The sequence below is a fragment of the Nesterenkonia aethiopica genome, from assembly GCF_039534665.1.
GTDB lineage: Bacteria > Actinomycetota > Actinomycetes > Actinomycetales > Micrococcaceae > Nesterenkonia > Nesterenkonia aethiopica.
In genome coordinates this window covers 192,653-217,444 of record NZ_BAAAVT010000004.1, presented here as the reverse complement: position 1 = coordinate 217,444, position 24,792 = coordinate 192,653, and the positions used below count along the sequence as shown (strand labels likewise).

Here is a 24,792-nt window from a genome sequence, read left to right as displayed (position 1 = left end):
CCGTCCGACGGGGGCGGCGGGGATAGGGTTGAGCTGTGACTGACAACAGGACTGACACCAGGACCGGCACCAGGACCGAGACGGCTGCTGAGAAAAAGGCCTCGCCCGCGGGCGGGAGCGCTGCCGGAGACTGGTCCGGACGCATGGTGTGGATCGACTGCGAGATGACGGGCCTTGACCCCGACACGCACGTGTTGGTGGAGGTGGCCGCGCTGGTCACCGACAGCGAGCTGAACATCCTCGGCGACGGCGTCGACGTCGTCATCCGTCCCCCGGAGGGCTCGCTGGATCGCATGGCCCCGGTGGTACGTCGCATGCACGCCGATTCCGGCCTCCTGGAGGAGCTGGAGGGCGGGGTCAGCCTCGCTGAGGCGGAACGACGCGTGCTCGACTACGTCACGGCCTGGGTCCCCGAGGCCGGAGCCGCCCCCCTGGCCGGCAACTCCGTCCACGCGGACAAGGCGTTCCTGCGCCTGGGGATGCCGAAGCTCACCGAGCACCTGCACTACCGGATCATCGACGTCTCCACGATCAAGGAGCTGGCCGCCCGCTGGTATCCGGAGGCTCGCGCCGGGGCCCCGGCGAAGACCGGCAACCACCGGGCCCTGGGTGACATCCGGGACTCCATCGAGGAGCTGAAGCACTACCGACGCACCGTCTTCCGGGCGCTCTGAGAGTCCTCGCAGCCGATGAGGCGAACATCACACCGGCCCGCGACCGGGGTCGATGTCTCATTCACTCCGAAATGTGTGTAGACTGGTTCGCGCTGCTCGAGCGCTCCGGAGGCCCGGATCGGTCGAGCAGAGATCCGAGAAGGGCCGCCAGGCCGGGCCCGGAACATGGTGGGCGTAGCTCAGCTGGTAGAGCATCGCGTTGTGGTCGCGAGGGTCGCGGGTTCAAGCCCCGTCGCTCACCCCATGTCACACGAGGTGTGAACTGCGAAGGAAGAAGTCATTCCTCCGCAGTTCACACCTCGTCGTCGTTTCGGGACCTTCTTTCCTGTAGGACCGCCCCGCGTTCACCGGACTCCAGTCGCCGGTCGCCGGTCGCCGGTCGCTCCAGGGCATCCTCACCGGACATCCTGTAGATTTCATCGTTGTACATGTCGCGCCTGCGCCGTGCCGACTCCCACGCCACACGTGGACCATGGACCCGGGACCCGTGGGGTCTGCCTCGCCTGTCGAGGCAGTGCGGGACCACGCCGCCGACGGCAGGACGACCACGCCAGAGAGCACAGCGGGAGGGCACAGCACATGAGCGCAGGGCGAGAGGCTGCAGCGGGCTACGACCTGGACGGTCCCAGCCCCGCACAGAACGCGTCGGCGGAGCACAATTGGGCCGGAAACCTGACGTACCAAGCGTCTGGGGTGGCGCATCCGCGATCTGTCGACGAGCTCCATGAGGCGATGGCCCGGCCTGGACGCAAGCGCCTGCTGGGCTCGCGCCACAGCTTCAACACCATCGCCGACACCACCGGGACCCTCATCTGCCTCGACCAGATGCCCGCCGTGCTCGAGGTCCACGAGGACTCCGTCACCGTCGCCGGTGGGATGCGCTACGGGGACCTCGCCCCCGCCCTGCATCAGCAGGGCTTCGGGCTGAACAACCTGGCATCCCTGCCCCACATCTCCGTGGCCGGCGCCGTGGCCACCGGCACCCACGGGTCCGGCGACCGGGTGGGCACTCTGTCCTCCGCCGTGCGATCTCTGGAGATCATGGCCCCGGACGGGTCCGTCCATACACTGCGCCGCGGTGAGCCGGACTTCGACGGCGCCGTGGTGAATCTGGGCGCACTCGGTGCGGTCATCACCGTGGAGCTGGATGTCGAGCCGACCTACGAGGTGGCCCAGACCGTATTCGAAGCACCCCGGTGGGACGCAGTGATGGAGAACCTGGACGCCGTCACCGGCCTCGGGCGCAGCGTGAGCATCTTCACCACGTGGAGCCGCACCGACGTCGCGGACCAGATGTGGGTCAAGGCTCCCGTCCCTGCCCAGGTGGACCAGGCAGAGACCGATGCACTCGTCGAGCAGCTCGACGCCCGCGTCGCCGACGGGAAGCGCCATCCGCTGCCGGGAGTCTCGGCGGCGTCCTGCTCGAAACAGGGCGGACTGCCCGGGCCGTGGTACGACCGCCTCCCCCACTTTCAGCTCGAGTTCACACCGTCAGCAGGTGCCGAGCTGCAGAGCGAGTACCTGGTGCCCCGCCAGGACGCCGTCGAGGCCTTCGAGGCGGTCCGCGGACTCGCCGACCGCATCCGACCGCTTCTGCAGGCCAATGAGATACGCACGATGTGCGGCGACGACCTGTGGCTGAGCCCCGCTTTCGCCGGGGACACCGTGGGGTTCCATTTCACCTGGCACCCCGACCAGGAAGCTGTGACAGCTCTGCTGCCAGCCCTGGAGGAAGCGTTGCCGGCCTCTGCCCGGCCGCACTGGGGCAAGCTGTTCACTCTGGACGCCACCGCCCTGCGAGCCCGTTTCCCCCGGTGGGACGACTTCGCGCGGCTACGCCGACACTTCGACCCGGACGGGCGGCTCAGAAACGACTTTCTCGCTTCGGTAGGCCTCTGACCTGGGCCGATGAATGCCTGGCTGCACCGGAGGACAGCCGCCGACACCACTCACATGTTTTTCACAGCAAGTCAGATCACGAGACGATAACGAGCCCGGATCCGCGTCATGGCGCGGATCGTCCTCGTTTCACTGCGTGTCGGCCGGGTTGACGCAATCGTTCTGAGACCTTTTACTGGGTGGCGGACATCTTCCGTGATGTTGACGTGATCTGGACGTACCGGATCGGCGACGTCGGCGTCACGGAAGCGCAGGGGCCGACAGACTCCCCGTCACCGTCCGTTCAGTCGGCCCTGTGTACGTGATCGCGATTCGACGTGAAAGAAGCTGGACGGTGACATGACGACGGCCCGGGAGGGTCCGAGTGTCGGGGACTTCGGAGCTACTGCCTTATGCAGACCACCAAGACTTTCAAGAAGATCGTGGGCGGCGGCCTGGCTGCTGCCACCCTCGCCGGCGTCGGCGTCGCTGCGGCGGCCCCCGCCGCCAACGCCTCGGGCGTCTGGGACCAGCTGGCCCAGTGCGAGTCCGGCGGCAACTGGTCCATCAACACCGGTAACGGCTACTACGGCGGCCTGCAGTTCTCCCTGCAGTCCTGGCAGGCAGTGGGCGGCTCCGGCTACCCGCACCAGGCCTCCAAGCAGGAGCAGATCCACCGGGCCGAGAAGCTCCAGGCCATCCAGGGCTGGGGCGCGTGGCCCGCCTGCACCGCCAGCCTCGGCATCTCCGGCAACCCGGGCACCTCCACCTCCTCCGACGCGGGCAGCGACGAGGCCCCGGCCGAGGAGACCCAGCAGGAGGCCCCGCAGCAGGAGGAGGCCCCGGCTGAGGAGACTCAGCAGGAGGCCCCGCAGCAGGAGGAGGCCCCGGCTCAGGAGACTCAGCAGGAGGCCCCGCAGCAGGAGGAGGCCCCGGCTCAGGAGACTCAGCAGGAGGCCCCGCAGCAGGAAGAGGCTCCGGCTCAGGAGGAGGCTCCGGTGCAGGAGGAGGCTCCGGCCCCGTCCTCCCCGTCTGCCCAGCCGAACACCGCGGTTGAGGTCTCCGACGAGACCTACACGATCGAGGCGGGCGACTCGCTGTCCTCCATCGCCGACGCCCTGGGCATCGACGACTGGCAGGACCTGTGGGGCGCCAACGTCGACGGCATCGACGACCCGAACCTGATCTTCGTCGGCCAGGAGCTCAAGCTCCCGGTCTTCTGATCAGCTCTCTGATCCCCCAGGACAGCGGTTCATCCCGCTGATCCGCCGCTGCCGCAGCTGAAGGCGGCTCCCCGTAGGCTCCGGGCCTGTGGTGAGCCGCCTTCAGTGTGTGTCGGGGACGAATGGCTCAGTCGAGAGCGGTCAGGGCAGCACAGCTCAGGGCAGGGCTCCATGGCTCGGCATGAGCATCACCAGCGCGCCGCCAACGCGTCAGCATGCAGGGCTCCCCCACGCAGGGTCAGCACCACACCGCCGTGCAGATCCGTCCGATACACGGCGGCACCCTCAGTCCGGAGAGCCTGCAGGATCGACGGAGCCGGATGCCCGTAGGTGTTGTCCTGTCCCACGCCGATCAGGGCGACACGGGGACTGGTGTGCTCGATGGTCTCGGTGCCGCCGTTGGCGGCTCCATGATGCGCAACCTTGATGACGTCCACATGCTCCGGCATCGCTCCGGTGAGCACCGCCAGCCGTGCGGCTTCCTCCTCGAGGTCCCCGGTCGCCAGCAGGCGCAGCGGATCCTGCGAACCGCCCGGCGCCTGAGGCTCCGCGTGGGGGTCCTGCAGCTCGAACAGCACGACGAGCGAGTTGTCGTTCGGCTCCGGATGGTGCTGATGGGCCAACCACACCTGCCACTGCACCTCTGCGACATCGTCCGCTCCCCCGCTGTGTCCGACGACGCCCTGCTCGGCCCGCCGCACGGGCACCTCACCGAGCGCCTCGGCAAGCTCAGACTCGTGATGAGGGGCCCAGTCGGCCGTGCCGCCGTGGAGGACCTCCCCGACGTCCCGTCCTCTCACCACTCCGGGGACCCCTCCGTAGTGATCTCGATGCTCATGGGTGACGAACAGCATGTCCACGGTGCCCACACCGAGACTGCTCAGGCATCTGTCGGCGGCCTCCGGGTCCTCCCCCGCATCCACGACGGCGGCGGCAGTCGGCCCGGTGCGCACCACGAGCATGTCGCCCTGCCCGACATCGCACATCGCCGCCGTCCAGTCCTCAGGAGGGGCGGTGAGGCCTTCCAGGGGCGCCGGGAGCACCATGGCGGCCAAGGATCCCAGCAGGGCGGCAGACAGCCACACAAGGGCTCCTGTGCGTCGCAATGCTGCCACCCCTCCCCGGGAGGCATCTCCGACGCGCCCTCCGTCCTGCGCACTGCCGGCACCGCCGGCACCGCCCGCCTCGCGCCCTCCTGCCATGAGCCGCCGGGCCAGCAGGAGCACCGTCACCACGTACAGACATACCAGGACCGTCCCGGTGAGTCCCTCCGGCCACGCAGCCAGGGCGCGCGGCAGGCCCGCCGCCGTCCGGCCGATCCACCCGATGGCAGCCGCCGCAAGGGCGCACAGGCCCAGCAGGCCACCGGCGACCGACGGCAGCGCCGGGGCCAGCAGCGCGCCCAGCAGCCCGGGCACGGTCGCCAGCGGCAGCAGCGGGGCCGCGAGCACGTTGGCGAGGACTGTATAGGTGGTCACCCCGCCGGCCAGCGGCAGCAGCAGCGGCGTGACGAACAGCTGAGCGGACACAGCCAGCGCCAGCGGCCCGGCGACCACCCCGGGCAGCACCCGGGCGAAGGCCTCCTGGATGCGAGCCCCGGTCAGCACGATCCCGGCGGTCGCCGCCGCTGACAGCTGCATGGCAGCATCCACTGCGTACCAGGGGTCCCAGATGAGCATGCCCAGCACGCAGACGCAGAGCAGCGAGAACGAGACCCTCCGACGTCCCGCGAACAGGGACAGTGCCCCGAGCGCGCCCATCACGGCGGCCCGCACCACGCTCGGAGCCTGATCGACCAAGCCGACGTAGAGCATCAGACCCGCCAGGGCGAGCACGAGCCCTGGACCCCGCGGCACCCGCAACAGACGCAGCAGCGCCAGCAGTGCCCCCATGACCAGTGCGCAGTGGGTCCCGCTCACGACTGTCAGATGCGTCATCCCTGCCACCTGCATGGCTTCCGACAGTTCGCGAGACTGAACACTCCTGTCACCGAGGATGAGTCCGGGCAGCAGCTCAGGACCGTCGCCCACCGTCTGCGAGGACAGCTCGATGGTCCCGCGGCGAACGTCGCTCCGCCATCCCTCCCAGGTCTCGGCCGCCCGGGCCGCGATCCCTCCGACCTGTGCTGGCGCATCCGCAACCGGCACCAGAGCCCCCTCCCCGAATGGGGTCAGCAATGCTGTGCTCCTGTCTCCCGAGTCCGGAGGGGTCGACCGCACCATTCCTTCGAACCGGACGGCACGATCGGCATGATCCCGGTTGAGCCCAGCGGCCTCCGCTTCAGTGAGCAGCACGACGGCCGCGGCGTCCACCTGGCGCCACGTCGGCTCCTCGTCGCCCGAGCGAGCCGCGCCAGAGCCTGATGGAGAGGCTGAGTCGGGTGGGGAGGCTGAGCTCGGACCACGGGGCCGCTGCGCGTAGGCCCGCACGGTCACCGGCACGATGACTCGAACCGTGCCGTCAGGACCGGGGCGGACGGTCTCCCGCGCGGGCCCTGTCGGCTCGAGCTGCACCTGGACAGGAATGTCCTCGCTGACGGTCATGGGCCATCCGCTCAGGTCGATCTGCCGCTGAGCGCCGGAACAGCTCAGTGCGACGGCGGCACCTGCGACGCAGCACACCGCCACCTGCACCGCCGGGGCTGATGACCGTCGTCCCCGTGGCATGAGGTGGCGCAGCAGCACCAGGACCCCGAGCAGCGCCAGACCGGAGATCCCCAGCAGAGCTCCCAGGGCTGCCGAGATCGCAGAGCTGCTGTGTACTGCGGCCCAGGCCACCGCCCAAGCCGTCGCGGCAGCGGGCAGCAGCCGAAGGTCCACCGGGCGCACAGGGCCGGCGGCGTTCCCCGGAGGGTCGGTCGCCCGGCCCGCGGGGTCGTCGTCCCGTCGGTGAGCCGCGATCACCAGGTCACCTGATCGGCCACATCCTCCAGGATCGCCGGTCCGATCCCGCGGACCGCGGCCAGCTCCTCGAGCGAGCCGAAGGGACCGTGCCGGGCCCGGTGCTCCAAGATCCTTTCGGCAAGCGCCGGTCCGATCCCCGGAAGCTGTTCGAGCTCTGCGGCCTCGGCCGTGTTGAGGTCCACCACCGGTGTCCCGGGCGCACCACCATCGTGGTGACCGGCGTCGTGCGGCCCAAGGGACTCAGATTCGTTCCCCGCGTCGCCGCCGTGGCCGTCCTGGACCCACGACGCCCCCCGCTCGGCGGCGTCGACGTCAGCGTGGGTCGGGACATGGATCAGCGAGCCGTCCACGAGGGGCGCGGCCAGGTTCACGACCTCCAGCGCCGCGTCCTCCTCGGCCCCGCCGGCCTGCTCCACCGCGTCATGGACCCGCGCCCCCGGGTCAAGCTCGACGACGCCCGGCTCCTGGACTGCGCCGACGACGTGGACCACCAGCTGCCCCCCGCCGTGGTCAGCCCCGTCGGGGTCAGCCCCGTCGTCACCCGTCTCATCCGAGCGCTGCTCGGGCGCCTCATCCGGCCGCGTGCCCTGACCAGGGGCGGGGCCGCCCTCCGCACCGGGCGGCGTCTCCCGCGGACGCGCCTCCCGCCGCGCCGTCTCCTGGGCACCTTCCTGGGCACCCTCCTGTGCGCTGTCGAGCGCCGGCGCCTCCGGCAGCGGCTCGGACGAGGACGGGCTGCTGATCAGCCACGAGACGAGCAGCCAGGCGAGCAGCGCCACCACCAGTGCGACCGCCGCCGTGATGCGCAACCGGGTGCGTGCAGGACGTCGCAGAGCGGCCTCTCGTTCCTGCCTGAGGCGCTCCCGGCGAGAGAGCACCGGCGCCTCGTCCCAGAGCCCATGATCCTCCATGCCGTCAGGCTAGGACCACGGCGATGCACCGTTCAGCCGCGCCCCGAAGGATGTGGAGACGTCGGCGTGTCAGTCCCGCAGAGAACCCCGCTGTGGAGGACACCACAGGGGAGGACACTGTGACTCAGGCGCCCTCGGTCGACGCCGGCCTCCTCAGGACAGGGTCGTGCTCGGCCCCTCACCGCGGCGACGGCGTCAGGCACACCGCCAGCGCCCCCAGTCCGAGATGCGCTGCGAGCGAGGGAGGCAGGTCGACCACCGGCACCGGCCGGGCCGAGAGTCCCGAGACCCGGTCCGCCAGCTCGAGCGCCTCCGGAAGATTGCCGAAACCGTGGACCACCAGGCGTGGGTCGTCCATCGCGGAGGCCGCCTCCTCCACGCGGGCCATGAGCCGCTCCATCGCTCGCGGCATCGTGCGGGGCCGCTCCACCAGCTGCACCTCGCCGTCTTCAAGCCCCAGAAGAGGCTTCACCCAAAGCAGGCCGCCCACCAGGGAAGCCAGGGCATTGATCCGGCCGCCTCGCCGCAGCTGCTCCAGATTCGGCACCACAAAGAAAGCGCTCGCCCCACGCGCGCACCGCTCGGCCGCGTCGGCGACGGCGTCGATCGACCCACCGCGACCAGCCACAGCGGCGGCGTCCAGCACGGCGTCCCCCAGTGCGGCTCCGGTGAGCTGCGAGTCGACGACACGCACCGGGACGCCCGCGGCCTCGGCCGCCAGACGCGCGGCGTCCACGGTGCCGGAGAGCTTGGAGGACAGGTGCACTGCCACGATGCCCTCACAGCCGGCCGCCTCGGCAGCGCGGAACGCGTGCAGGAGGCGGCCCGGAGAGGGACGGGAGGTGCGCACCGGTGCACCCTGGGCGACCGCAAGGGCCAGATCGCGCTCCAGTTCGGCACCTTCGCCGCCGCCTGCCGACGCCCCGGTCTCCCCCGCGTAGATCTGATCACCGATCATCACGGGAATCGGCACCGAGGTCACCGGGGGCCGGGCGGCGTTCAGCAGGGCCGGGGGCAACGAGCAGGAGGAATCCGTCACCACTGCGACGCCGCCCTGCCGTCGCCGCGGTCCCCAGAGTCCGGATCGACGGGGTCCGCCGACCGTGAGGGCGTCTTCACAAGACCGGATCCAGGCTGCCAGGCCCTGGTCCCTGCGCTCCCGCGAGACCTGGTCCATCGGGTCAGCCCGTGACGACGTTGACGAGCTTCGGAGCCCGGACGATCACCTTGCGAACCCCGCCGTCGGCCTCGATGTACTTCTGGATCTTCGGCAGCGCCAGTGCGCGGGCCTCGAGATCGTCCGCCGTGATGTCCGTGGACACCTCCAGCTTGTCCCGCAGCTTGCCCTTGACCTGCACCACGGCGGTGACCGTGTCCTCGACCAGCAGAGCCTCATCGACGGTAGGCCAGGTCGAGTTCGCCACGGAGGCCTCATTCCCGAGCATCGCCCACATGTCCTCAGCGGTGTAGGGCGCCACGAGGCTCAGGATCTGTGCGGTGACCTCCGCCCCTTCCCGCACCGCGGCGTCGGCCGCGCCGGCCCCGGAGTCGATCTCCTTGCGGATGGCGTTGACCAGCTCCATGAGCCGCGCCACGACCACGTTGAACTTCTGGTCCTCGACCAGCTGCTCCACCTCGTGGACGGTGCGGTGGGTGACCGCACGCAGTGCTGCGGTCCCGCTGGTCGGATCCGTGCCGGGTGCGCTGGCCACATCCTGGGCCACACGCCACGCCCGGGCCAGGAACTTCGCCGACCCGGCCGGCGAGACGTCGGCCCAGTCGACATCGTCCTCGGGCGGTGAGGCGAAGACCATGGTCAGCCGGACCGCGTCGACGCCGTAGGCGTCCAGCTGCTCACCGAGGTCGACACCGTTGCCCAGCGACTTCGACATCGCCTTGCCGCCGTTGAGCACCTGGCCCTGGTTCATCAGCGCCTTGAAGGGCTCGTCGAAGCGGATCAGGCCCATGTCATGGATGACCTTGGTGAAGAAGCGAGCATAGAGCAGATGGAGGATGGCGTGCTCCACGCCGCCCACATACTGGTCCACCGGCATCCATCGGTCGGCCTCGGACGAATCGAAGATGCGCTCGTCGTTCTGCGGGTCCAGGAATCGCAGGAAGTACCACGAGGAGTCCACGAAGGTGTCCATGGTGTCAGTGTCCCGGGTGGCAGGCTCACCGCACGACGGACAGTCCGCCGTGACCCAGTCGCTCGCCGCGGCCAGCGGGGACTGGCCCTTCGGAGCCAGCTGCTCGCCTCGCAGGTCAGCCGGCAGCCGCACCGGCAGCTCGTCCTCGGGCACCGGCACCTCGCCGCAGCTGGGGCAGTGCACGATCGGGATCGGGGCGCCCCAGAAACGCTGACGGGACAGCAGCCAGTCGCGCAGCCGGTAGTTCACCGTGGCCTGTCCGAGCTGGCGCTCCGCCAGGACGTCCACCGCGCGAGCGATGGCCTCCTGCTTGCCCAGCCCCTCCCAGGCGGGGGAGTTCACCAACGTCCCTTCGCCGGCCGTGGCCGTGCCGGAGACCGCGGGATCCTCTTCTCCGGTGTCCACCACGACACGGACATCCAGCCCCATCGTCCGGGCGAACTCGAGGTCCCGCTGATCATGGGCCGGCACAGCCATGACCGCGCCGGTGCCGTAGTCTGCGAGCACATAGTCCGAGGCCCAGATGGGCAGACGCTCTCCCGTCAGCGGGTGGGCCGCGTACCGGCCCAGAAACACGCCGGTGCGCTCCCGGTCGGCCGACTGACGCTCGATGTCGGAGACCGAGCCCAGCGCCGCGCGGTAGCGCGCCAGCTCCTCCCGGTGCTCCTCGGTGACCAGCTGCTCGGCCAGCGCCGCATCGGCGGCGACCACCATGAACGTCACCCCGTACAGGGTGTCCGGGCGGGTGGTGAAGACCTCGATCGGCTCGACGTCGGCGCCGCCCTCGGCAGGCTCGACCTCGTACCGGACCGTCGCACCGGTGGAGCGGCCGATCCAGTTGCGCTGCATGCTCAGCACGCGCTCCGGCCATCGTCCGGCCAGCTGATCCATGTCGTCGAGGAGCCGGTCCGCGTACTCGGTGATCTTGAAGTACCACTGGTTCAGGGCCTTCTTCGTGACCTGAGTGCCGCAGCGCTCACAGGCGCCGTCGACGACCTGCTCATTGGCCAGCACCGTCTGGTCCTTCGGGCACCAGTTCACCGGGGAGTCCTTGCGGTAGGCCAGGCCCCGGCGGTGGAACTGCAGGAACAGCCACTGGGTCCACCGGTAGTAGGACTCGTCCGAGGTGTGCAGGCGCCGCGACCAGTCCGCACTGATGGCATAGCGTTTGAAGGACGCCGCCTGGGTGTCGATGTTGGTGTAGGTCCAGTCCGCCGGATGCGCGTCGTTCTTGATCGCCGCGTTCTCCGCCGGAAGTCCGAAGGAGTCCCAGCCGATGGGGTGCAGCACGTTGTATCCACGCAGCCGCGCATAGCGGGCCGGGATGTCGCCGATGGCGAAGGCCTCGGCATGCCCCATGTGCAGATCGCCCGACGGGTACGGGAACATGTCCAGCACATAGCGCCGCTCGCGAGTGTCGTCGGGGTCCACCTCGAACGTGCCGTCCTCCTCCCAGAAGGGCAGCCAGCGCGCCTCGATCTCGGCGACGTCATACTGCTGGGGCTTCTCGGAGGCCTGCGCGGCCTGGGCCGCGGCGGAACCGCTCGCGTTGCTCACCTGGGGGCACCTCGTGGTCGTTCGATGGGATCGGGCAAAGGGCATCTCGGGACGTCATGGACGGGGCTCGCCGCGGTCGGCTCACCCAGCACGGTCGCAGGCAGGACCTCGTCCCGCCCCACGATCCCGTCGGGTTCGACCGCCGGCCTCAGAGACGACGTCCGGCCCACCCAGTCTAAGTGACGATGCCGACCTGAGTGACGATGCCGCCGATGCCGCCGACGCCGCCGACGCCGCCGACGCCGCCGACGCCCGCACCGCTACCCTGGTGAGGTGCCGCCGTCGACGCCTTCCTCCTCTGACCTGCCCGCCGCTCCCTGGGTGCCGCATCCACGTCGCGAAGGGGAACGCCGCACCGTCCCCGTGCGGGTCCGCCTGTCCGACGGGCGCGCGGCGACCGCTGACATCACCCTGTGGCACTACCGTGCCCGGCATCAGGTCCCCGGGCCGGCGCGCCGGCTGCTGGTCATCCATGGCTTCCGAGGCGACCACCACGGGATGCAGCTGATCGTCGACGCCCTGCCCGACCAGGAGCTGCTGGTCCCCGACCTGCCGGGCTTCGGCGCCACCGCCCCGCTGTCCCACGGCGTCCACGACGCCGAGACCTACGCGCGCGTCGTGGAGGCCCTGGCCCAGGCCCTGGCACTCCACGACCAGGACGTCCTGGTCGGCCACTCCTTCGGATCCATCGTCGCTGCGGCGCACACCGCCTGGCAGCAGGGCATCCCGGAGGGCCGACGCTGGGCGGGGCTGGGACTGCTCAACCCGATCAGCGACGACGTCTTCACCGGGTCGCTGCTGCCCGGCGCCGTCGCCGTGGAAGCCTACTATCGGGTCTGCGGCCGACTGCCTGAGCACTGGGCGCTCTCCCTGCTGCGCTCACCCCTGATCCTTGCCGTGACGAATCTCACCATGATCGTGTCGCGGGACCGGGACGTGGTCGAGCATGTGCGCCGTGAACACCGGGAGCACTTCGGCGGCTTCGCCGACCGGGACACCGTCCTGCAGGCCTACCGGTCCTCCAGCCGCACCACCGTGACCCAGTTCGCCCGCGAGCTGGACCTGCCGACCCTGCTGGTGGTCGGGGCGCAGGATCAGCTCTCCACTCTGCGCGGACGACAGCGCCTCGCCCGACTGCTCCCCCAGGCCCGACTGGAGGTCCTCCGCGGGGTGGGCCATCTGCTGCACTATGAGAAGCCTGCCCCGACCGCCCGGGCCATCCGCCGCTTCCTCAGCGAGCTCTGAAGGTCTCAAGCGTCCGAGTGTCAGCGTCCCGCCAGACACCCCCAGTCCTCGAGCCCTGAGGAGTGCCTCAGACCTGCAGGGCCGCCACGTCGTCCACGGCGATCCGCACGGCCCGATCCCCACGCTGGGCGCTCTGGGTGCGACGCAGCCGCCGCACCTCCTCAACAACCTCGGCGGCCTGCGCATAGCCGAAGAACAGCAGGTACCGGTGACGACCGTCCTCGAGAGGGCTCGGCCCGATCCAGCTGACGCCCTCGGGCAGGTTCGCCGCCCGGATGAAGGCCTCGGCCTCCTCCGGTTCCGCCGTCAGGCTCAGCATGCGCTTCGCCGGGGGAAGACCGAGCTCCAGCCGACGGTAGAGCTCCCGACGGGCATAGGTGACCGGGTCCCAGCGCACCAGCGCCGCGGTGAGCTCCTCGGCCTCCGCGGTGACCACCACCGCCCCCGAGCGTGCCGGGTCAGCTCCGTGCGGCCGGACCAGAGACGCCGCACGGAACCAGCGAGCCAGGACCCTGCGCGGCACGTCCAGTCCCTCACGGCTGAGCTGGGCGTCCCCGTCGAGGAGCAGTGCGGCGGCATATCCTTCAGCGGCCACGGGCTCCACCCCGGGAGTGCTCACCACCACGGCCGGAGCCGCCGAGACCTCACGCACCGGGTGGTCCCCGGTGGAGGAGATCACCGTAGTGTTCGGGAAGGCCCGGCCAAGCTCATGCGCGGTGCGGTCCGCTCCCCTGACACCTGCCCGGAAGCGATCGTGCCCGCACTCCGCGCAGCGGTGGCCCCGCTGATGCAGCCCGCACCAGCGACACCTCAGGGTCCGGGACTGCTCATGGTGGGGCGGCAGGCTCAGCGGCCCATGACAGCTGGGACACTGCTGCCGGACGCGGCAGCGCTCGCACAGCACCGCCGGGACGAAGCCGGCCCGTGCCACCTGCACCAGCACCGGCCCGTGCTGCAGAGCCTGCTGGGCCGTGCGGTACGCCGCGGCCGGAAGCCGCGCCCCGCGTGCCATCGGGTCCCGTTCCGTGTGGTGAGAATCGGCGGTGGCCATCATCAGCGGGGAGGCCTCCCTGCGAGACTCGCGGGACGGGGCGACGTCCTGGAGCCATCCGCGCTCCACGAGGCGCTGCACCTCCAGGCTGCGGGAGGTGGACAGGAACAGCAGGCCGCATCCGGTCAGCACCGTGCGCAGCAGCGCCACCTCACGCACGTGATGGTAGGGCGCGCGCGGCTCGGCATGCGAAGGGTCGTCGTCGTCGACCACGATCAGCTGCCGCAGGCGCGGCACCGGGGCGAAGACGGCCGACCGGGTCCCCACCGCGATGCGAGCCTGCCCGTGGCGCAGGCGCAGGAACGCCCGGTATCGGGGTGTGGGGCCGACGTCGGCGGTCAGCCGGGCCACCTGCTCCGCGCCCCACACGTGCTCGAGCGCCTCCGCCACCTGCTCGACGTCGCGCGCATCGGGCAGGACCACCACGGCATCGCCGTCCTGCTCCAGGCAGCGACGCACCGTGTCCAGGATCTGGGCGACCCAGCTCTGCTCCCCATAGCCGGTCAGCGCCAGGGCCGCCTGGCGGGGTCTCGGGGTCTCGGGGTCGAACACCGGATCCGGGGCGGTCAGCCCGGCGAACTCCTTCTCCACCCGGGCCACGCGCGGGGGGATCGCCGCCCGCAGCACATCCGAGGTGACCCCGGCACCGCGCTCGGCCACCTGCCGGGCCAGCTGGAGCACCTCCGGGGACAGCACCGGGACCGCGGAGACCACCTTGTGGATCAGAGAGAGCCGGGACGCCGTCTCCGCCGCCTCACAGCGCTCGACGACGAAGCCCAGCATCTCGCGACCGGAGAAACGGACCTTCACCCTCCCCCCGGGCACGACGGCGGCGTCGTGGTCCCGCGGCACCACATAGTCGAAGGTTCGGTCCAGATGCGGGACTCCGGAGTCCAACAGCACCCGCGCCACCGGCAGCTCCGGGGCCGCCCCCGCCGGCAGACGCGCAGGCGGCGGCGGAGCCAGGGCGTCGAGGAGCGCCGGCTGGCTGTCCTCCCGCTCCGTCATCGCCTGTCTCCCTCCACGGCACTGGGACCTGTTCACCGGATGATGCTACGCGCCCGGGCTGACAGGCACGAAGTCCCCGGTGGCCGTCTGGTGCCGGTGCAGGCACGGCAGAGGCCGCACCGGACACAGAGGCCGCACCGGACACAGAGGCGGGGAGGACAGCACGCGGCCCCCGCCCTGGGGTGGGCGGGGGCCGCGTGCTGCAGGGTCGTCGGGCCTCAGGCGCCGAAGTACGACTTCAGCGCCTCGACACGGTCGAGACGCTCCCAGGGGAAGTTCTCGCCCTCACGGCCGAAGTGGCCGTTGCGGGCGGTCTCGCGATAGATGGGCCTCTTGAGGTCCAGATCCTCGATGATCCCCAGCGGGCGGAGGTCGAAGATCTCATCGATGGCCGCGGAGATGCGCGCCGGATCCACCGTCTCCGTGCCGAAGGTCTCCACATAGATGCCCACCGGACGCGCCCGGCCGATGGCGTAGGCGATCTGGATCTCGGCGCGCTCGGCCAGCCCGGCGGCGACCACGTTCTTCGCCACCCAGCGCATCGCGTAGGCGGCCGAGCGGTCCACCTTGGAGGGGTCCTTGCCGGAGAACGCGCCGCCTCCGTGCCGAGCGAAGCCGCCGTAGGTGTCGACGATGATCTTGCGGCCGGTGAGTCCGGCGTCGCCCACCGGACCACCGACCACGAAGGGCCCAGAGGGGTTGATGATCTCGGAGACCGCGGAGATGTCCAGCCCGGAGGCCTCGATCACCGGCGCCACCACGTGCTCCGACATGTCAGCGTGCAGCTGCTCCTGGGCGGTCTCCTGCGTGTGCTGGGTGGAGACCACCACAGTGTCCAGGCTCACGGGTCGCGCGCCGTCGTAGCCGACCGTCACCTGGGTCTTGCCGTCGGGGCGCAGATAGTCCAGCTCACCCGTCTGCCGGACCTCTGTGAGCCGGGCCGAGAGACGGTGGGCCAGCGCGATGGGCGTCGGCATATAGGTGTCCGTCTCGTTGGTGGCGTAGCCGAACATGATGCCCTGGTCGCCGGCTCCCTGGGCGTCCCGGCGATCTTCGGCTCCGCTGCGGGCCTCCATCGAGTTGAACACGCCGGCGAAGATCTCCGGGGACTGCTGGCCGATGCTGACCGAGACGCCGCAGCGGGCGCCGTCGAAGCCGTTGGCCGAGGAGTCGTAGCCGATGTCCAGCAGCGTGGAGCGCACGATCTGCGGGATCTCCACATACCCCGAGGTGGTGACCTCCCCGGCGACATGCACCAGGCCGGTGGTGGTGAGGGTCTCCACCGCGACCCGAGAGTCGGGGTCTACGGCGAGCATCGCATCGAGCACCGCATCGGAGATCTGGTCGCAGATCTTGTCCGGGTGACCGATGGTCACGGACTCGGAGCTGAACAGCCGCAGTCCCTGCGGCAGGGGCATGTCAGAAGAGGCAGCGCTGGTGTTGGTCACCGGCTCATCCTACGCGAGCGGCCAGCGTCGAGGCTGGCCGGTCAGCCAGCGGCTTCACAGAGCGTAAGGCGATCGCGCCCGGCGGGAGATCAGCTGCGCGGCACGGTCGACCACGGCCTGCGCGGCCTCCTGCTTGGTGCCCACCACATGGACCGGATCGGCATCACCGAGGAGCCCCTGGACGCCGAAGGACGCCAGGATATGGATCTCTGTGTCGTCCTGACCGAACACCAGGTTCCGGCCCACACGATTCAGCACGAGCAGCTCGCATCCCTTGCGCAGCAGTTTGGCCTGTGCGAGGTCCAGCGGATCGTTCTCCGCGTCGCCGGTCTCGGCGGCGAAGCCGACGATGACGGTGGGACCGGTCCCTCGCTCGGCGCGCCTCCGCACCGTCGTGGCCAGGATGTCCGGATTGCGCTGCAGGTGGATGACCGGGTCCGTGCCGTCGTCGGTCTTCTTGATCTTGGCCTCGGCATAGTCGGCCGGACGGAAGTCGGCGACTGCCGCCGCCATGAGCAGCAGGTCTGCTGCGGCGGCCGCGGACTCGACGGCGGCATGCAGCTCCTCGGCCGTCTCGACGGTCTCCACCGTCAGCCTGTCCTGAGCCGCCGGTGCCGGGACGTCCATCACCCCGGCGATGAGGTGCACCTGCGCACCCGCGGCCAGCGCGGCCTCGGCCAGTGCCAGTCCCTGTTTCCCGGAGGAGCGGTTGCCCAGGTATCGCACAGGGTCCAGCGGCTCGCGGGTGCCCCCCGCGGTGACGACGACGCGCCGCCCGGACAGCGGGCCCTCCGACGGGGTCACGGCGCCCGACGGCGGCCCCGGGTCTGCGTCACCAGGGCCCTCGGCGAGGACCCTGCGGAGGTGCGCGTGGATGTCGTGGGGCTCGGGCATCCGGCCCGGACCCGAGTCGGCGCCTGTCAGCCGCCCGACAGCGGGCTCCATGACGTCGACCCCGCGCCGACGCAGGGTCTCGACGTTGTCGGCAGTGGCGGCGTTGCGCCACATCTCGGTGTGCATGGCCGGCACGAGCACCACCGGCGCCTCGGTGGCCAACAGCGTGGACGTGAGAAGATCATCGGCCATGCCGGCCCGCACCCGGGCCATCAGGTCGGCGGTGGCCGGTGCCACCACGACCAGGTCCGCCTCCTGGCCGAGGCGGACATGCCGCACCTCGTCCACATGAGAGAAGACGGAGGTGCTCACCTTCCGCCCGCTGATGGCCTCCCACGTGGGACGGCCCACGAACTCTTCCGCGGCGGCGGTCGGAACGACGTCGACCTGATGGCCGTCCTCACGGAGCAGTCGCACCAGGTGCACGGCCTTGTAGGCCGCGATGCCTCCGCTGACTCCCAGGACGATGCGCATCAGGTCGATCGGTGCTCTCCGGACCGTAGGGTCAGGATGCCGGGTTCTCGGCGGGGTGGTTGACCAGCAGGTCCTGGTCGATCTCCCGCAGAGCGATGGACAGAGGCTTCTCGTTGAGCTTCGTGTCCACCAGCGGGCCGACGTACTCGAAGAGCCCCTCGTGGAGCTGCGCGTAGTAGGCGTTGATCTGGCGGGCGCGCTTGGCGGCGAAGAGCACCAGGGCGTACTTCGAGTCGCTCTTGCCCATCAGGGAGTCGATCGGCGGGTCGATGATGCCTTCGAGCTGCTCAGTCACGGAAGAAAGGTCCTTGTCGGTCGCGTGTGGTGGGCCGTCGATCAGACGGCGTCCTTCTGGAAGCCCATGAGGGCGACGAGTTCGGCGGCGGCGCGGTCGAGGTCGTCGTTGATCACGGTGACGTCGAACTCCGATTCTGCCGCAAGCTCCATCTTAGCGGTTTCCAGGCGCCTCTGCTGTTCCTCGGGCCCCTCCGTACCCCGCCCTGTGAGGCGAGACACCATCTCGTCCCACGACGGCGGCGAGAGGAACACGAACTGCGCCTCGGGCATGGTCCGCCGCACCTGCCGGGCCCCCTGGAGGTCGATCTCCAGCAGGACGCTGCGTCCCTGGCCCAGGGCCTCCTCCACGGTGGATCGCAGGGTCCCGTAGCGGTGCCGCCCATGGACGGTGGCCCATTCGAGGAAGGCGCCCTCCTCCACCAGGCGGTCGAACTGCTCGGGCGCGACGAAATGATAGTCGACGCCGTCAGCCTCCCCCGGTCGCGGATCGCGGGTCGTCGCAGAGACCGAGAAGCAGACCTGCGGATAGTTCTCTCGGATGTAGCGGCTCATCGTCGACTTCCCCACAGACGTGGGGCCTGCGAGCACGGTGACCTTGGGCTCGTTCACTGCGGTGGACTCCTCGGCGCGGTCCGAGCCGCTCGACGGCGGCCGCGGAACCTCGGTGTGGTCGGTGGGCCGAGGCGGAACAGTCCCGGCCGGAGCAGGACCGACGCACCTCAAGCCTGGGCATCAGGATGTCGTCCATCCTAACGTCCGGACGAGGCCCCGCCGACCGAGACGCGGGGCAGCACGCGGGCCGCTTCAGGCCAGCTGAGCCAGATGTCGGGCCAGAGCGGTCCGCTGCTTGACGCCGAGTCCACCGATGCGCCGGTTCTCGGAGATCCCGAGATCCTCCAGCGTCCGGGCGGCCGTGACCTTCCCCACGCCGGGCAGCGCCTCCAGCAGCTCCACAGTCTTCAGCCGGGCCACCGCCTCGGAGGTCTCGGCCTTGGCCAGCACGTCGTCGAAGCTGATCTTCCCCGCTCCGAAGGCCTCCTTCAGCTCGGCCCGCTCGATCCGGGCCGCGAGGGCCTTCTGCCGGGCGATGTCGCGCTCTTCCTTGCTCAGTTCTCGCAGGGCCACGGTGTTCTCCTCTGCTGCGCCGCCTATGACATGTGGCAGAATCTAGCCTCATTTGTGCCCAGGGGCAATAGCCAGTTCCCCCAGATCAGGCGGCGACAGCCCCGGACGCGGCGCGGTCGAGCGTCCAGACGGACCTGGACGGTCAGTCGCCCAGATCGGCCACGGTGCGGTCGATCGCAGCGGTCAGCGAGGCGACGTCGGGTCCGTGCGCGAGGATCCCCCGGGAGGAGTTGACGACCACCTGCCGGTGAGCCGGGCCGAAGCCTCGCCGCAGGTCCTGCGCCGTCGCCCCCTGCGCCCCGTATCCCGGAGCGAGCAGCGGCATCGCCCCTGCGGTCAGGTCGACACCTGCTTCTTCCGCCAGGCCCGCCGTCGTCGCGCCGACCACCAGGCCGATGTCTCCCAGGGCGCCGTCGTCGACCACGTCGTTCTCCGCGGCGGCCTGAGCGGCGATGCCTGCGGCCACCGTCCCGTGGGCGTCCCGTGCCAGCTGGACCTCCCGCCCTTCGGGGTTCGAGGTCAGCGCCAGCACGAACAGCCCGGCGCCATGGCGGCGGGCCGCCTCGACGGCGGGGCTCAGCGAACCGAAGCCCAGGTAGGGGGAGACGGTGAGCGCATCGGCGGCGAGGGCGGCGTCGGGGTCCAGCCACGCCTCGGCGTAGCCGGCCATCGTCGAACCGATGTCGCCCCGTTTCGCATCGGCGATCACCAGCAGCCCCTCCCGGCGGGCGGCCTGCTGCAGCTCGGCCAGCACGCTCAGGCCCGCAGGCCCGAACCGCTCGAAGAAGGCGACCTGCGGCTTGATGATGCCGACCCGACCCACCGCGGCATCCAGCACGCGGCGGCCGAACTCCCGGAGCCCGGCGACGTCGTCGGCCAGGCCCCACTGAGTCAGCAGAGCGGCGTGCGGATCGACGCCGACGCACAGCCGACCGTGGCGACGGATCGCCTCGGCCAGCCGTGCGCCGAACTGCGGAGGGCGCTCGCTCATGAGGAGAGCTCCGCGAGCCGTGCCGCGTGGTCCTGCAGGGAGGTGACCGACCAGCTGAACTGGCGCAGCGCCTCGATCGCCAGCACCGCGGCGCCGAACTCCGCCACCGTGGTGATCACCGGAGTGCCCACCGACGTCGCCGCCGCACGGATCTCGTAGCCGTCGCTGCGGGCGTCCCCGCCCGAGGGGGTGTTCACGATCAGGTCGATCTGCCCGGACTCCACGAGGTCGAGGATGGTCTCCCCCTCCCCCGGGGCGTCGGCGATCTTGCGCACCACCGAGGGGTTCAGGCCGTTGCGCCGCAGCACGTCCGCGGTGCCCCCGGTGGAGACGACCTCGAAGCCGAGGTCCACCAGGCGCTTGACGGTCATGATGACGGCGCGCTTGTCCCGGTTGGCCACCGAGACGAAGACCTTGCCCGAGGTCGGCAGCGGGTTGCTCGCCGCCTGCTGAGACTTCGCGAAGGCCGTGTCGAAGTGCTTGTCGATGCCCATGACCTCACCGGTGGAGCGCATCTCCGGACCCAGCAGCGAGTCCACCACACGCCCCTCAGGGGTGCGGAACCGGTTGAACGGCAGTACGGCCTCCTTGACGGACACCGGGGCGCCCGGGGGCAGCAGGGATCCGTCACCGAAGGTCGGCAGCAGCCCGCCTGCCGGGTGGCCGGAGCCCGCCCGCAGCTCGCTGATCGAGACGCCCGTGCCGATCAGCGCGGCGGCCTTGGCCAGCTGCACGCCGGTGGCCTTGGAGACGAACGGCACCGTGCGTGAGGCCCGCGGATTGGCTTCGATGACGTAGAGGACGTCGGAGGCGACGGCGAACTGGATGTTGATCAGGCCACGGACCCCGACGCCGGCGGCGATCGCGGCGGTCGCCTCCCGGACCCGCTCCAGCACGTCCGGTCCCAGGGTGATCGGAGGCAGGGCGCAGGCCGAGTCGCCCGAGTGGATCCCGGCCTCTTCGATGTGCTCCATGACACCGCCCAGGTAGAGGTCCCGGCCGTCGAAGAGGGCGTCGACGTCGACCTCGATCGCATCCTCCAGGAACCGGTCCACCAGCACGGGATGCTCCGGGGTGACCTCGGTCGCGTTGGCGATGTACCGGGCGAGTCCGGGCTCGTCGTAGACGATCTCCATGCCGCGTCCGCCCAACACATAGGAGGGCCGCACCAGCACGGGATAGCCGATGCCGTCGGCCACCCGCTTGGCGTCCTCGAAGCTCACGGCCGTGCCGTTCTTCGGCGCGATGAGCCCGGCCTGCCGCAGCACCTGGTCGAACTCGCCACGGTCCTCCGCCAGATCGATGGCCTCCGGCGACGTGCCCAGGATCGGCACCCCGGCGTCGGCCAGCTGCTGGGCGAGCTTCAGCGGCGTCTGACCGCCGAGCTGGACGAACACCCCGTGGACGCCGCCGGTCCGCTCCTCGGCGGCGATGACCTCCAGGACGTCCTCCAGGGTCAGCGGCTCGAAGTAGAGCCGTGTGGAGACGTCGTAGTCGGTGGAGACGGTCTCCGGGTTGCAGTTGACCATGACGGTCTCGTAGCCCGCATCCCGCAGCGCCATGGTGGCATGCACGCAGGAGTAGTCGAACTCGATGCCCTGGCCGATCCGGTTCGGCCCCGAGCCCAGAATGATGACCGAGGGCTTCTCGTGGTCGCTGATCTCATCCTCACGGTCGTAGGACGAATAGTGGTACGGCGTGTAGGCCTCGAACTCGGCCGCACAGGTGTCCACCGTCTTGAAGACCGGCCGGATGCCCAGGGCGTGGCGCACACCCCGCACCACGGCGGGGTCCATGTGGCGCAGGGCGCCGATCTGCTCGTCCGAGAAGCCGTGCCGCTTGGCGGTGCGCAGCACCTCCGGGCTGAGCTCACGTGCCTCAGCGATCGTCTGGGCGGTCTCGTTGATCAGCTCCAGCTGGTCCAGGAACCACGGGTCGATGGCGGTGATCTCGTGCACCTGCTCCAGGCTGGCCCCGGAGAGCAGCGCACGCTGCACCTGGTGGATACGCTCGGTGGTCGGCGTGGCCATCTTCTCCAGCAGCTCGGCGAGCTCCTCCTGGCCGGCGGGGGTGAAGTCGAACTCGGAGCCCCGCTGCTCCAGGGACCGCTGGGCCTTCTGCAGCGCCTCGCTGAAGTTCCGCCCGATGGCCATCGCCTCACCGACAGACTTCATGGTGGTCGTCAGCGTGGTGTCGGCGGCCGGGAACTTCTCGAAGGCGAAACGTGGGACCTTCACCACCACGTAGTCCAGCGTGGGCTCGAAGCTCGCCGGGGTCTTGCGGGTGATGTCGTTGGGGATCTCGTCGAGGGTGTAGCCCACCGCGAGCTTCGTGGCGATCTTGGCGATGGCGAACCCGGTCGCCTTCGAGGCCAGCGCTGAGGAGCGCGAGACCCGGGGGTTCATCTCGATGACGACCACCCGCCCGGTCGCCGGGTCCACTGCGAACTGGATGTTGCAGCCGCCCGTGTCGACGCCGACCTCGCGGATCACGTTGATCGCGATGTCGCGCAGCTTCTGGTATTCCCGGTCGGTCAGCGTCAGCGCCGGGGCCACGGTGATGGAGTCGCCGGTGTGCACACCCACCGGGTCGAGGTTCTCGATCGAGCAGACGACCACGACGTTGTCGTTGGCGTCGCGCATCATCTCGAGCTCGTACTCCTTCCACCCGAGGATCGACTCCTCCAGGAGCACCTCCGTGGTCGGGCTGTACTGCAGTCCCGTCCCGGCGATGCGCCGCAGGTCCTCGGCGTCGTAGGCGAGCCCGGACCCCAGCCCTCCCATGGTGAACGACGGCCGCACCACCATCGGGTAGCCGAGGTCCTCGGCCGCCTCGAACGCCTCCTCCATGGAATGGACGATCCGCGAACGGGCGGACTCGCCGCCCGAGCGCTCCACGACGCCCTTGAACTTCTCGCGGTCCTCACCGAGCTCGATGGCGGCGATGTTCGCCCCGATCAGCTCCACGCCGTACTTCTCCAGGACGCCGTCCTTGTCCAGCGCGATGGCGGTGTTCAGCGCCGTCTGCCCGCCCAAAGTGGGCAGGATCGCGTCGGGACGCTCCTTCTCGATGATCTTGGCGACGACGTCGGGGCTGATCGGCTCCACATACGTGGCGTCGGCGAACTCCGGATCGGTCATGATGGTTGCCGGGTTGGAGTTGACCAGGATGACGCGGATGCCCTCTTCCTTGAGCACGCGCAGGGCCTGGGTCCCCGAGTAGTCGAACTCTGCCGCCTGGCCGATGACGATCGGGCCGGAGCCGATGACCAGCACGGAGTTGAGGTCTTGACGCTTAGGCATTGTCCTTCACTTTCATCAGCTCGACGAAGCGGTCGAAGAGGTAGGCGGAGTCGTGAGGTCCGGCGGCGGCCTCCGGGTGGTACTGCACCGAGAAGGCCGGGATGTCCAGGCAGCGCAGCCCCTCCACGACGCCGTCGTTGAGGCTGGAGTGGCTGACCTGCACGCGGCCGTATCGCGACTCCGGGGCGGTGGTGGTCTCCCCGACGGGTGCGTCCACCGCGAAGCCATGGTTCTGCGAGGTGATCTCCACCTTGCCGGTCAGATGGTCCATGACCGGCTGGTTGATCCCGCGATGCCCGAAGGGCAGCTTGTAGGTGCCGAAGCCCAGCGCGCGGCCGAGGATCTGGTTGCCGAAGCAGATCCCGAAGAACGGCACTCCGGCGTCGAGGACCTCCCGCAGCAGGCCCACCTGGGTGGCTGCCGTGGCAGGGTCCCCGGGGCCGTTGGAGAGGAACACGCCGTCGGGCGAGACGGCCTCGATGTCTGCGAAGGACGCCGTCGCCGGCAGGACGTGGACGCGCAGCCCGCGCTCGGCCATGCGGACCGGCGTCATCGTCTTGATGCCGAGGTCGAGCGCGGCCACGACGGCGAGGGGCTCCCCCTGCCAGCCGTGGTCGGACGGCTCCACGACGTAGGCCTGCTCCGTGGTGACCTCCTCGGCCAGGCGTGCGCCCTTCATCGACGGCTGGGACCGGACCTCGTCGACGAGCTCCGCCACGGGACGCGAAGCGGCCTCCCCGGAGAAGATGCCGGCCTTCATGGCGCCGGCGGTGCGCAGATGACGGGTCACCGCACGGGTGTCCACTCCCTGGATCCCGACGACGTCCTGCGCGACGAGCTCTTCGTCCAGGCTGCGTCGGCTGCGCCAGTTCGAGGGACGTCGAGCGGCGTCACGGACCACATAGCCGGCCACCCAGATCCGGCGGGACTCCGGGTCCTCGTCGTTGACTCCGGTGTTTCCGATGTGCGGGGCCGTCTGCACGACGATCTGACGTGCGTACGACGGGTCGGTGAGGGTCTCCTGGTAGCCGGTCATGCCGGTGGCGAAGACCGCCTCCCCCAGACGGGAGCCTCGGGCCCCGTAGGCGGTCCCCTCGTGGACGGTGCCGTCCTCGAGGACGAGGAGGGCAGGATCGATGGTGCTCATAGGTGGGTTCACTCCTCGGTCAGTCTCTTCAAGTGGCTCAGCAGCTGCTCATGGGCCTCGGCGTGCCGCGCACGGAAGGCCGTCTCCACGGACTCCTCCCCCAGCTTCCAGCCGATGATGAGGGCGCCGTCGCGCTCGACGAACTTACCCACCACCCCGCGGTCGGTGCGCGTATGGGTCAGCTGGTCTCGGGTGATGAGATAGTTCCGCGCTCCGGCACGGAACACGGCCACACCCTGGTCATGGACCTCGATCCGACCGTCGGTGCGGATCCCCAGGCCGTGCACGGCCACGCGGTCCAGGTAGTCCGAGGCCTTCACCGTGCCGATGACCATGCCCTCGCCGGCGGCCAGCGGCTCGGCGTCGATGATCTCCGGCACGATCGTGGCCGGCTCCGGCAGCCCGGCCTGTCGTCTCTTGCGTCCTCGCCAGCCCCACCAGAGCATCAGGGCAGCTGCCACGATGATCGCGAAGGACACATAGAAGTAGTTCAGATAGACCTGCGTCATGCGGG

General features: G+C 70.2%; 18 protein-coding genes and 1 tRNA gene. 5 read left to right on the top strand and 14 right to left on the bottom strand.

What is annotated here, in order from left to right; translation table 11 throughout:
* The first annotated feature begins 143 nt into the window (after window positions 1–143).
* The 4 genes from orn to ABD658_RS04335 all read left to right on the top strand — a co-directional run bounded on the left by orn (window position 144) and on the right by ABD658_RS04335 (window position 3,775).
* Entirely contained in the window at window positions 144–674 is a 531-nt protein-coding gene (gene orn / locus ABD658_RS04350) for an oligoribonuclease (protein ID WP_344685629.1), read from the top strand.
* A gap of 168 nt (window positions 675–842) precedes the next feature.
* Window positions 843–918 (top strand) — tRNA-His (locus ABD658_RS04345).
* A 335-nt stretch (window positions 919–1,253) separates the two neighbouring features.
* Window positions 1,254–2,573 carry an FAD-binding protein gene (locus tag ABD658_RS04340; protein WP_344685627.1) on the top strand — a complete coding sequence of 440 codons (1,320 nt, stop codon included), beginning with the start codon at window positions 1,254–1,256 and terminating at the stop codon, window positions 2,571–2,573.
* A gap of 392 nt (window positions 2,574–2,965) precedes the next feature.
* Window positions 2,966–3,775, top strand: coding sequence for a transglycosylase family protein (locus tag ABD658_RS04335; RefSeq protein WP_344685625.1), 810 nt, complete (start codon window positions 2,966–2,968; stop codon window positions 3,773–3,775).
* Window positions 3,776–3,963: 188 nt separating this feature from the next.
* On the opposite strand, the gene ABD658_RS04330 is transcribed toward ABD658_RS04335, so the two are convergent.
* The 4 genes from ABD658_RS04330 to leuS all read right to left on the bottom strand — a co-directional run bounded on the left by ABD658_RS04330 (window position 3,964) and on the right by leuS (window position 11,296).
* The gene (locus tag ABD658_RS04330; RefSeq protein WP_344685623.1) at window positions 3,964–6,678 is read right to left on the bottom strand and encodes a ComEC/Rec2 family competence protein; all 2,715 of its coding nucleotides are present in this window, start codon (window positions 6,676–6,678) and stop codon (window positions 3,964–3,966) included.
* Complete coding sequence (locus ABD658_RS04325; RefSeq protein ID WP_344685621.1) at window positions 6,675–7,589, bottom strand: helix-hairpin-helix domain-containing protein; 915 nt, start codon at window positions 7,587–7,589, stop codon at window positions 6,675–6,677. Before ABD658_RS04325 ends, ABD658_RS04330 begins: the two co-directional genes overlap by 4 nt.
* A gap of 178 nt (window positions 7,590–7,767) precedes the next feature.
* The gene (locus ABD658_RS04320) at window positions 7,768–8,628 is read right to left on the bottom strand and encodes a DegV family protein (RefSeq protein WP_344685619.1); all 861 of its coding nucleotides are present in this window, start codon (window positions 8,626–8,628) and stop codon (window positions 7,768–7,770) included.
* Window positions 8,629–8,770: 142 nt separating this feature from the next.
* Window positions 8,771–11,296 carry a leucine--tRNA ligase gene (gene leuS / locus ABD658_RS04315; protein ID WP_344685617.1) on the bottom strand — a complete coding sequence of 842 codons (2,526 nt, stop codon included), beginning with the start codon at window positions 11,294–11,296 and terminating at the stop codon, window positions 8,771–8,773.
* A 273-nt stretch (window positions 11,297–11,569) separates the two neighbouring features.
* Between leuS and ABD658_RS04310 the strand changes: the two genes are divergently transcribed.
* On the top strand, window positions 11,570–12,541 hold the full coding sequence (locus ABD658_RS04310) for an alpha/beta fold hydrolase (RefSeq protein WP_344685615.1): 972 nt from the start codon (window positions 11,570–11,572) through the stop codon (window positions 12,539–12,541).
* Window positions 12,542–12,608: 67 nt separating this feature from the next.
* Here ABD658_RS04310 and ABD658_RS04305 read toward each other — a convergent pair whose 3' ends face one another.
* The 10 genes from ABD658_RS04305 to ABD658_RS04260 form a co-directional block, all read right to left on the bottom strand.
* A complete protein-coding gene (locus ABD658_RS04305; RefSeq protein WP_344685613.1) occupies window positions 12,609–14,600 on the bottom strand; it encodes a primosomal protein N' family DNA-binding protein in 1,992 nt (663 codons plus the stop codon).
* Window positions 14,601–14,818: 218 nt separating this feature from the next.
* A complete protein-coding gene (gene metK, locus ABD658_RS04300; RefSeq protein WP_344685664.1) occupies window positions 14,819–16,018 on the bottom strand; it encodes a methionine adenosyltransferase in 1,200 nt (399 codons plus the stop codon).
* An 84-nt stretch (window positions 16,019–16,102) separates the two neighbouring features.
* The gene (coaBC, locus tag ABD658_RS04295; protein ID WP_344685611.1) at window positions 16,103–17,416 is read right to left on the bottom strand and encodes a bifunctional phosphopantothenoylcysteine decarboxylase/phosphopantothenate--cysteine ligase CoaBC; all 1,314 of its coding nucleotides are present in this window, start codon (window positions 17,414–17,416) and stop codon (window positions 16,103–16,105) included.
* A gap of 31 nt (window positions 17,417–17,447) precedes the next feature.
* The gene (rpoZ, locus tag ABD658_RS04290; RefSeq protein ID WP_070160277.1) at window positions 17,448–17,711 is read right to left on the bottom strand and encodes a DNA-directed RNA polymerase subunit omega; all 264 of its coding nucleotides are present in this window, start codon (window positions 17,709–17,711) and stop codon (window positions 17,448–17,450) included.
* A gap of 41 nt (window positions 17,712–17,752) precedes the next feature.
* The gene (gmk, locus tag ABD658_RS04285; RefSeq protein ID WP_083277509.1) at window positions 17,753–18,322 is read right to left on the bottom strand and encodes a guanylate kinase; all 570 of its coding nucleotides are present in this window, start codon (window positions 18,320–18,322) and stop codon (window positions 17,753–17,755) included.
* 195 nt (window positions 18,323–18,517) lie between these two features.
* Window positions 18,518–18,838: an integration host factor, actinobacterial type gene (gene mihF / locus ABD658_RS04280; protein WP_070160275.1), complete on the bottom strand. Its 321-nt coding sequence runs from the start codon at window positions 18,836–18,838 to the stop codon at window positions 18,518–18,520.
* Between the two features lie 142 nt (window positions 18,839–18,980).
* Window positions 18,981–19,829, bottom strand: coding sequence for an orotidine-5'-phosphate decarboxylase (gene pyrF / locus ABD658_RS04275; protein WP_344685607.1), 849 nt, complete (start codon window positions 19,827–19,829; stop codon window positions 18,981–18,983).
* Entirely contained in the window at window positions 19,826–23,131 is a 3,306-nt protein-coding gene (carB, locus tag ABD658_RS04270) for a carbamoyl-phosphate synthase large subunit (protein WP_070160271.1), read from the bottom strand. The genes pyrF and carB overlap by 4 nt, the downstream gene beginning before the upstream one ends.
* Window positions 23,124–24,278 (bottom strand): glutamine-hydrolyzing carbamoyl-phosphate synthase small subunit, encoded by a 1,155-nt coding sequence (gene carA, locus ABD658_RS04265; protein ID WP_070160269.1) that lies wholly within the window; start codon window positions 24,276–24,278, stop codon window positions 23,124–23,126. Before carA ends, carB begins: the two co-directional genes overlap by 8 nt.
* An 8-nt stretch (window positions 24,279–24,286) precedes the next feature.
* The gene (locus ABD658_RS04260; protein WP_344685601.1) at window positions 24,287–24,787 is read right to left on the bottom strand and encodes a PH-like domain-containing protein; all 501 of its coding nucleotides are present in this window, start codon (window positions 24,785–24,787) and stop codon (window positions 24,287–24,289) included.
* Window positions 24,788–24,792: the final 5 nt, after the last annotated feature.